3 protein-coding genes are annotated in these 1,731 nt (G+C 42.4%); all 3 read right to left on the reverse strand.

Annotated elements, in window-relative coordinates; genetic code table 11:
• Positions 1–171: 171 nt before the first annotated feature.
• A complete protein-coding gene (locus tag BSR11_RS00035; protein WP_019281448.1) occupies positions 172–435 on the reverse strand; it encodes a Txe/YoeB family addiction module toxin in 264 nt (87 codons plus the stop codon).
• Positions 428–682 carry a type II toxin-antitoxin system Phd/YefM family antitoxin gene (locus BSR11_RS00040; RefSeq protein ID WP_009836585.1) on the reverse strand — a complete coding sequence of 85 codons (255 nt, stop codon included), beginning with the start codon at positions 680–682 and terminating at the stop codon, positions 428–430. The genes BSR11_RS00035 and BSR11_RS00040 overlap by 8 nt, the downstream gene beginning before the upstream one ends.
• Before the next feature lie 213 nt (positions 683–895).
• On the reverse strand, positions 896–1,648 hold the full coding sequence (locus tag BSR11_RS00050; RefSeq protein WP_072668498.1) for an SDR family oxidoreductase: 753 nt from the start codon (positions 1,646–1,648) through the stop codon (positions 896–898).
• Positions 1,649–1,731: the final 83 nt, after the last annotated feature.

The raw sequence follows: 1,731 nt of genomic DNA on the forward strand, positions 1-1,731 counted from the left end.
ATTGATTTTGCTGAGGCTCAATAAAGCATAACGCCCGCTTAAGGGGCAGCCAACGCCACTACCAAGCTTCCGCATAACACTGTAACCACAAAAACCAACGCATAATAAAAATGCCACGCGTTGGCTGTCCCTCTTGAAGCGTTTGTTAGCTGCCTGACGATAAAGCCTAAATTAATAGTGATAACGGCAAGAAATAATCGTGATAGCACTATCATCAACCGCATAAACTAACCTATTCGCATCGTCTATTCGGCGCGACCAAAAACCAGATAAGTTTTCTTTTAGTGGCTCAGGTTTACCTATGCCCTCAAAAGGAGAACGCTTAACATCCGTGATGAGTTTATTTATACGTTTAAGTGTTTTCTTGTCTTGCGTCTGCCAATAAACATAATCATTCCAAGATTCATCAGTCCAAGATAATAAACGACTACTCATCGATTAAATCTCTTTGGCTCACCTTACCCGCTTTAAATTGAGCAATTGAACGATGTAAGTGCTCAGCATTTGCCGGAGAACGAAGTAAATGAACCGTTTCCATTAAGCTATTGTAATAATCCAGTGACATAACAACGGCATCTTCAGAATCACGACGTGTGATCACGGTTGTATCTGCGTCATTAACAACAGCATCCAAAACGCTCTTCAAGCTATTTCTAGCTTCGGTAAAAGATACAATTCTCATAAAACCTCCACATGTACGTTTAATGAGACAAGTATATGACTAAAAAACCAACTTGTACAGCTAATGGAACATGCGAAGTTATAAGCAGCTAACGCCCGGTTAAGGGGCAACCAACGCCACTACCAAGCTTCCGCATAACACTGTAACCACAAAAACCAACGCATAGTAAAAATGCCACGCGTTGGTTGTCCCTCTTGAACCGTTTGTTATGCATTACAAACCACCGGCTAAATCAAGAAAGTTACCTGTGGAAAATGATGATTTTTCAGACGCTAACCAATAAATGGCCTCAGCGACTTCATCAGGCAAACCACCACGTTGCATTGGAATTTTATTTTTGAGTCGTTCGATACGGTCAGGCTCTCCACCGTCAGCGTGCATATCGGTATAAATCAATCCTGGTCGAACACAGTTAACTCTGATACCTTCCGCGGCAACTTCCAACGACAAACCTTTTGTTAACGTGTCAATTGCACCTTTTGACGCTGCATAATCGATGTATTCATTCGGTGAACCTGTTCGCGCCGCTCCCGAAGATACATTAACGATGACACCACCGAGACCACCATGACGAGTTGACATTCGTTTCACTGCCTCCCGACAACACAAGAAGTAACCTGTCACATTGTTTATGAGAATTGAGTTAATCCTCTCTGCACTCATTTCGTCTAAGCGCATCTGCTTCTTTAAGATCCCAGCATTGTTCACAACAACAGAAACAACACCAAGCTCTCGGTCAACGGTTTCAAACAGTTGAAGCACATTATCTTCTTTGGAAACGTCCGCTTGAACAGAAATACAATGTCCACCTAATGCTTTGATTTCTTGAACAAGTATCTGAGCAGCCTCAGCATTAGATTTGTAATTAATGCATACGGAGAACCCATTTTGAGCAAAAAGCTTTGCTGTCGCGGCACCAATCCCTCGACTACCGCCAGTAATAACAACTACTTTTTTATCGCTCATTATTCATCCTTTTAACGCTGAATTTGGTGTAATGCATAACGCCCGCTTAAGGGGCAGACAACGCTACTACCAACTTACCGCAT

It is taken from the genome of Vibrio injensis, from assembly GCF_001895205.1.
Classification (GTDB): domain Bacteria; phylum Pseudomonadota; class Gammaproteobacteria; order Enterobacterales; family Vibrionaceae; genus Vibrio; species Vibrio injensis.

What these genes read in the sequence shown, in the direction of transcription:
- BSR11_RS00035 (WP_019281448.1), bottom strand. Translation starts at nt 435, where the DNA reads ATGAGTAGTCGTTTATTATCTTGGACTGATGAATCTTGGAATGATTAT.
- BSR11_RS00040 (WP_009836585.1), bottom strand. Translation starts at nt 682, where the DNA reads ATGAGAATTGTATCTTTTACCGAAGCTAGAAATAGCTTGAAGAGCGTT.
- BSR11_RS00050 (WP_072668498.1), bottom strand. Translation starts at nt 1,648, where the DNA reads ATGAGCGATAAAAAAGTAGTTGTTATTACTGGCGGTAGTCGAGGGATT.